Origin of the sequence: Actinocrinis sp. (assembly GCF_035938995.1) — a bacterium.
GTDB lineage: Bacteria > Actinomycetota > Actinomycetes > Streptomycetales > Catenulisporaceae > DASZGI01.
In genome coordinates this window covers 1-6,143 of the sequence record NZ_DASZGI010000350.1, presented here as the reverse complement: position 1 = coordinate 6,143, position 6,143 = coordinate 1, and the positions used below count along the sequence as shown (strand labels likewise).

General features: G+C 67.8%; 6 protein-coding genes. All 6 read right to left on the bottom strand.

From position 1 onward, the window contains the following. Positions 1–221: 221 nt before the first annotated feature. Positions 222–887 carry a UbiX family flavin prenyltransferase gene (locus tag VGZ32_RS24660; RefSeq protein WP_326888571.1) on the bottom strand — a complete coding sequence of 222 codons (666 nt, stop codon included), beginning with the start codon at positions 885–887 and terminating at the stop codon, positions 222–224. A gap of 240 nt (positions 888–1,127) precedes the next feature. Beyond that, positions 1,128–1,334, bottom strand: coding sequence for a hypothetical protein (locus VGZ32_RS24655; RefSeq protein WP_326888570.1), 207 nt, complete (start codon positions 1,332–1,334; stop codon positions 1,128–1,130). A gap of 281 nt (positions 1,335–1,615) precedes the next feature. Further along, positions 1,616–2,506: a menaquinone biosynthesis prenyltransferase MqnP gene (gene mqnP, locus VGZ32_RS24650; RefSeq protein ID WP_349263737.1), complete on the bottom strand. Its 891-nt coding sequence runs from the start codon at positions 2,504–2,506 to the stop codon at positions 1,616–1,618. 11 nt (positions 2,507–2,517) lie between these two features. Then, a complete protein-coding gene (locus VGZ32_RS24645) occupies positions 2,518–3,969 on the bottom strand; it encodes a menaquinone biosynthesis decarboxylase (protein ID WP_326888568.1) in 1,452 nt (483 codons plus the stop codon). Between the two features lie 11 nt (positions 3,970–3,980). Next, positions 3,981–5,090, bottom strand: a complete 1,110-nt coding sequence (locus VGZ32_RS24640) for a dihydrofolate reductase family protein (RefSeq protein WP_326888567.1) — start codon at positions 5,088–5,090, stop codon at positions 3,981–3,983. Between the two features lie 212 nt (positions 5,091–5,302). Then, a partial coding sequence (locus tag VGZ32_RS24635) for a LytR C-terminal domain-containing protein (protein ID WP_326888566.1) occupies positions 5,303–6,143 on the bottom strand: 841 nt, incomplete at its 5' end.

Below are 6,143 nucleotides of genomic sequence, written 5' to 3'. Positions count from 1 at the left end.
GGCCGTCGCACAGATTACTCGGCTTACATTACGATCTTTATTGTACGCCGCATTCCAGGAATCATCCTTGGAATTCAAGGCGTGGAAAGCCGAGGACCTTGGATCCGCCGCGGTGCGTCCCCTTCCCCCTACCGTTCCCCGCCGCCGCGCTTGTCATGCTGGCCGTCCCAGACTCGGCACCACGCCGCAACGTTCCTCGACCCGCCTCCAACCCCACGTCCTCACAGCCGGGCGGCGCGAGCGGCACCCACGTCGCCGTCCCAGCGGCGGAACAGGGTGTGCGGAACGCCCACCGCGTCAAGTGCCTTGCCCGCGACGAAGTCCACGAGCCGCTGCACGTCCTGCTTGCCGGCGTAAAAGCCGGGCGATGCGGGCAGGACCACGGCCCCGGCACGGCTCAACGTCAGCATGTGCTGCAAGGTCCCCGTGGTCAGCGGCGTCTCCCGGACCACCATGACGAGCGGCCGCCGCTCCTTCAGATTCACGTCCGCGGCGCGCTGGAGCAGGTCTTTCGAGAGACCCAGCGCGATGCCGGCGACCGAGGCGGTCGAGGCGGGCACCACGAGCATGCCCCGAACCGGATAACTCCCCGACGACGGCCCGGCAGCCAGATCCCCGGCAGCCCAGTACCGCACCCCCGAAAGCCGCAGATCGTCAGCGGACCACTCCAGCCACTCGGCCAGATCGGCGAGCCAGTGCGCGTCCCGGAAGGAGATCCCCGTCTCGTCCAAAAGAGTCAGCCGCGCCGCCCGGCTTACCACCAGGTCCACGCCCTCGCCCGCATCGAGCAGAGCCCGAATCACGGCAGCGGCGTAGGGCGTCCCGGAAGCTCCGGAGACCCCGACGACCCACGGCTTGCGCCCCGGTCCTTCACCCGCTGCGCTCATGCCCCCATCTTGCTCGCGCCGCGCCGTGAAGACGAATCCGGGCTGGTCGCCGCAGCGGCGACCAGCCCGGAAAGCGCGCGCTTGCCCGTTGGTACTGCGCGAGACACCGCCCGAGGTCGACACTCGGACACTGCTCGCCGGGCGAAACTGGCCACCAGTCCCGGAGGAGGATGACCATCAACGGCCTCGAGCATGAAGAACGTTGCGATACATGTCAAATCCGCTATTCCGGATTTGCGCTCATCGATCCTTGAGATAGTCCGTGTCGTCGCAGACCTGCTGGTAGTCGCCTTCGCCGAGGCTGTGATGCCACGGAAGCTTCGTGCCCGGATACCAGAGCCTATTGCGCCGAGCCCAACCGCTGACCTCGACATGCGCGAGTTCGAGATCATGGACCATCTCCAGTGCGGGCATCAAGTCAGTGTCGTGTGATGCGATGATGCCCACGTCATAACCCTGTTGCTCATGCCGCTCTCCGGGCAATAAAGATGCCCACCACTCCCGGAGGAGGGTGGGCAGCAACTGACAATTAGTATGCGATGCCCTCGTGATCGCTGTCAAGTCGACCACTCCGGTTTCGCGACTCAACGTGTGCGATCATATGCGAAGGGTTACGGCTTCCGGGTGAGAGACACGCCGACGTACGGATCAATCGCGGGTTCGTGGTTGCTACGCGCGGCGTAGCCGGTCCGGGCGTGGTGGACGTGAACCGGGAGCGGGTTGCGGGGCTACGGGCGGAGGCCGCGGACGACCAGATCCAGCAGGGCGAAACAGAACAGCGCGATGCCGACGAAGCCGTTGACCGTGAAGAAGGCGCGGTTGAGGCGGGAGAGATCGTTCGGCTTGAGCAGCGAGTGTTCGTAGATGAAGGCCCCTGAGACGACCGCTACTCCGATCCACCAGAACGCTTGTGCGTGGGTGAGCGCTCCGAAGGTGATGAAGAGGGCCGTCGTTACTGCGTGGCTGGCGCGGGCGCCGTAGAGGGCTGTGGCGATGCCCCACTTGGCCGGGACGGAGCCCAGGTTGTCTCGCCTATCCGTCTCCACGTCCTGACACGCGAAGATCAGGTCGAAGCCGCCGATCCAGATCCCGACCGCCAGGCCGAGGGCGACCGCGTCCCAGGACCATTTTCCGGTGACGCCGATCCACGCGCCGATGGGGCCGATCGATTGGGCCAGCGCGAGGAACGCGTGGGGGACGTTCGTGAAGCGCTTGGCGTAGGGGTAGACGATCAGTGGGATTACGGCGAGCGGGGACAGGATCAGTGTGAGCGTGTTGAGGCTCGCTGCGGCGGCGAGGAAGACTGCGAGGGCGAGCACGGCGCCGAACCAGGCGGTCTTCACGCTGAGAACCCCGGTCACCAGTTCGCGCCTGGCCGTTCTCGGGTTCCTCGCGTCGAACTCACGGTCGATGATCCGGTTGACCGCCATCGCGAAGGTGCGCGCGCCGACCATGGCCACGGTGATCAGGGCGAGCTGAAGCCAGTGGACGGACTTGGAGACTTCGAACATCGCGGTCAGGGCCGCGGTGAAGGCGAACGGCAGCGCGAAGACCGAGTGCTCGAGCAGGACCAGGCTCTTGAATGCCTTGAACTTCTCGCCGACGGTCTCGGCGGGCATGGTGACGGCGCTCACAGCCCGTACTCCTTCCAACGCCGGTCCACCAGGGCGGCCGTGGCCGGGTCCGACGTGATCATCTCGGGCCAGCCGCCGTTGCGGGTGTAGCCCTCCTCCGGCAGCTTACGGGTCGCGTCGATGCCGATCTTCCCGCCCCAGAACTGTTGGTAGGAGGCGTGGTCGAGGTGGTCGACCGGGCCGTCCACATGAACGACGTCGCGGGCGTAGTCGACGTTCCCGAACGCCCGCCACGACACCTCCGCGTAGTCGTGGACGTCGCAGTCGGCGTCTACGACGACGATCAGCTTCGTCAGGGACATGAGGTGCGCGCCCCAGACGGCGTACATGATCTTCTGTGCGTGCTTCGGGTACCGCTTGTTGATCGAGATGATCGCGCAGTTGTGGAAGCCGCCGGTTTCCGGGAGGTCGTAGTCGACGACATCGGGGATGATCATCTTAAGGAGGGGGAGGAAGAAACGCTCGGTGGCCTTGCCGAGCGGTCCGTCCTCGGTCGGCGGGCGGCCGACGACGATCGACTGGAGCATCGCGTTCTTGCGCATCGTCATCGCAGTGACGGTGAGGGCGGGGAAGGGCTCGACCGGCGTGTAGAAGCCGGTGTGATCGCCGAAAGGACCTTCCGGGCGGGTGACGCCGGGTTCGAGCCAGCCTTCGAGGACGACCTCACAGTGCGCCGGTACTTGGAGGGGAACGGTTTTGCAGTCGACGAGTTCGACGCGGTCGCGCTGGATGAAGCCGGCGAACAGGTATTCGTCGACGTCGGCGGGCAGCGGCGCGGTCGCGGCGTAGGTGACGACCGGCGGACACCCGAACGCGATGGCCACGGGCAAGCGCTCGCCAAGGCGTTGGGCGACGGCGTAATGGTTGGTGCTGTCCTTGTGGATCTGCCAGTGCATCGCGACCGTGCGCGCGTCGTGGCGTTGGAGCCGGTAGAGGCCAAGGTTGCGCTGACCCGTCTCAGGGTGCTTGGTGTGGGTCAGGCCGAGGTTGAAGAACGCTCCGCCGTCGTGTGGCCAGGTGTGCAGAGCAGGGAGGAGGTTGAGGTCGACTTCGTCGCCGGTGAGGACGATGTCTTGGCAGGGGGCACCCTTGACGTGCTTCGGCGGGACGGAGCGTAGCTGTGCCACCTTGCCGAGCGCGTCCTTGAAGCCGGAAAAGCCGTGCGGCAGCTCGGGCTTGAGCAGTTCGCCGATGCGGTCGCCGATCTCGTCCAGGCTCTTAAGGCCCAGGGCGAGGCAAAGGCGTCGCTCGGTGCCAAAGACGTTCATGGCGAGCGGGAGGTCCGAGCCCTTGACGTTCTCGAAGAGCAGGGCAGGGCCCTTGGCCTTCTGCACGCGGTCGGTGATCTCGCCGACCTCGAGGTACGGATCAACCTGTGCGGTGATCCGGCGCAGCTCGCCCTGGCGCTCGAGCGTCTTGAGCAGGGAGCGGAGATCTTCGAAGGCCATGCGCTCAGTATCTACTGCAGGAGGTGATCATTGACGGCGCGTACCAGGTAAGCGAGTTCCGGCAGCTCCACGACCTCCACCCCGGCGGCGCGCAGCCGGTCGGCGCCGTCGCACGCGGCGAGCAGGGCCGGCTCCCGCAGCGCGAGCACGACGCGCGGGATTCCGGCGGCCAGGATGTGATCGGTGCAGCTCAGCGGGCGGGAGGCACGGGGGGAGCAGGGTTCGAGAGAGGTGTAGATGGTGGCGGAGGCGAGGCGAGGGTCTGGTTGCGCCGCCCCGCGGGTGAGCTTGGCGAGGGCGACCTCTTCAGCGTGGTTCTTGTCGGGGTCGCCGAGGCCGCGCAGCAGCTCGCGCGAGTAGCCGGTGGAGATGACCTCGCCGTCGCCGTCCACGACGATCGCGCCGACCGAATACGCTCTGAGGGACGGGGGGCTGGAGCGGGACAGTTCGATCGTGAGGCGCAGGAAGTCGCCGTCGGTGGACCGCTCTCGGGCGGCGAGATAGCGGGCGAAGCCGACGTCGCCGAGCGAAGCGCTGTCGGCGAGGATCATCCGCCGACCCGGGGATTGCGCGAACTGGGCGGGGCCGAACGCGCGCGGCGCCGCAGGGTCGCCGATCAGGAATGGCGCGGTGGCGATTTGCAGCTCGTCGGCGAGGTCCTCGGCCAGGAACGCGGTGAGCACCGAGGCCCCGCCCTCGACCATCAGCCGACGCACGCCACGCTTGGCCAGATCGTCGAGCAGGTCGGAGAGGCTGCCGGAGAAGACGACGGTCTCGGGGGGATCGGAGTCGGGGGGATCGGAGTCGGGGGGCGCGGCCGTGAACACCGCGGCTTTGCGGTCCAGGTCGCCCGAGGCGGACAGGACCACGCGCAGGGGGCTGGCCGGTTCGCCGCGCGCGACGCGTGCGGCGCGGCGGTCGGCAGACCGCACGAGCAAGCGGGGGTTGTCAGCCCGGACCGTGCCCGCTCCGACGAGAATCGCGTCGCAGGAGGCCCGCAGTGCGTCCACGCGGTCGAAGTCGGCATCGTTCGAGAGCAGCAGCCGCTCGGGCGTGGCGTCGTCCAAGTAGCCGTCGAGGGAGACTGCGCAACTCAGGACGACGTAAGGGTGTTCAGGCACGGAACCATTGTGCGCGAATCGTGGCCAGTGGGGCGGCGGAAGATCGCGTGGCGGGGATCGTCCTGCTCCGTTCGTACATCGCGTCACGCTCCGCGCCCGGCGGCGATCTACAGCGCCAATATGACCGGTCGTCTCAAGGGCCGATGGTAGGCGGGCTGGACTCGTCCCCCGAGCGGCCGCCCAATATGACCGGTCGTCTCAAACGGCGAAGGTCACCAGCGGTAGGCGGGCTGGATCGGCATGCAGGTCTTGCTGTCGGAGCCGTTGGTCAGCAGTGACGTGGCCGGGGGCGAGGAGGCGACGACCGTGGTGGAGGTGGTGGTGGACGAGCCGGAGCTGCCGCCCGCGCCTCCGCTCGAGGCCGTGCCGAATGTGGTGCCGCTGGTCCAGTCCTTGCCGATCATGACCGTCACCTGCCCGTAGTTGCTGGACAGGTGCATCGCCGACGCCGGGATGCCGAGCGCTGATGCGACCGCCGAGGCGGAGTCGGCGCGGCTCGCCGGGTAGTAGACCGCGGTCGCGTCGGTGGACGAGGTCGAGCTGGCGGAGATCAGCGAGCCGCTGAAGCCGCTGCCGGTCAGCGCCGTCTTGATCGCGCCGGCGCGCCCCGTCACGCCCGTCCCGTTGAGCACGGACACGCTCACTCCCGCCTTGTTCACCGCGCTCGGGTTGCCCGGGTACGAGCCGGAGCCAGCGCCCGAACCGTTCGTGACGGGCGCGTTGGTCTGCTTCGCCCCGCCGGAGGGCGGAGCGGGAGGGGCGGGGGAGCCGCCGGACGTGTACGAGGTGTCGGCCTTGATCGCGGCGAACATGTTGTTCGCGGACGGCTGGTCGAACTGGAGCTGCTGGTTCCACGCGGCGACCGGGCCGGTGTAGTTCACGGTCGGCACGGACAGCAGCGTGATCCGGTCGGTCGGGACCTTGCCCATCTCCTGCGCGAGGCTCAGCAGGCTCGTCACGCTGCCCAGCGCCGGGCTCACCGTCAGCGCCTTGGTCGCGGCGTCGGCGACGGAGTAGAGGGTGGTGATGTGGGTGAGCGACGCGTTCTGCTTG

What these genes read in the sequence shown, in the direction of transcription:
- VGZ32_RS24645 (WP_326888568.1), bottom strand. Translation starts at nt 3,969, where the DNA reads ATGGCCTTCGAAGATCTCCGCTCCCTGCTCAAGACGCTCGAGCGCCAG.
- VGZ32_RS24660 (WP_326888571.1), bottom strand. Translation starts at nt 887, where the DNA reads ATGAGCGCAGCGGGTGAAGGACCGGGGCGCAAGCCGTGGGTCGTCGGG.
- mqnP (WP_349263737.1), bottom strand. Translation starts at nt 2,506, where the DNA reads ATGCCCGCCGAGACCGTCGGCGAGAAGTTCAAGGCATTCAAGAGCCTG.